Annotated in this window: 1 protein-coding gene; it reads right to left on the bottom strand. The window is 38.8% G+C overall.

What is annotated here, in order from left to right:
• The coding region (locus SB752_RS32435) for a hypothetical protein (protein WP_410719503.1) at positions 1–273 on the bottom strand (273 nt) is incomplete at both ends.

Genomic DNA, 273 nt, shown 5'->3' with positions numbered 1-273 from the left:
CCACAAATAGATCTATTATGGCAGAACCTCCCTGTGTCCGGATTGTTCCTCTTGAAGAACCAATTGCCCTTACAATACTTTCAGTACCAGTCGTTCCTATATTGATCGTATTTGCTCCATTTGTAAAGGAGAGCAAATTGCCACCGGTAGTAACCACTCTATTTCCGGAGAGCGTGCCATTTGAATTATAAATATTAACGGGAAGATTCAATTTTGTCCATACAGTGCCATTGAAATAATAATAACCAACAGCATCTATATTCAAAGCTGTAC

Origin of the sequence: Brevibacillus sp. SIMBA_040 (genome assembly GCF_046535075.1) — a bacterium.
Lineage (GTDB): Bacteria > Bacillota > Bacilli > Brevibacillales > Brevibacillaceae > Brevibacillus.
Note: the sequence above shows the minus strand (reverse complement) of the source record. Positions and strands in the feature narration are given on the sequence as shown.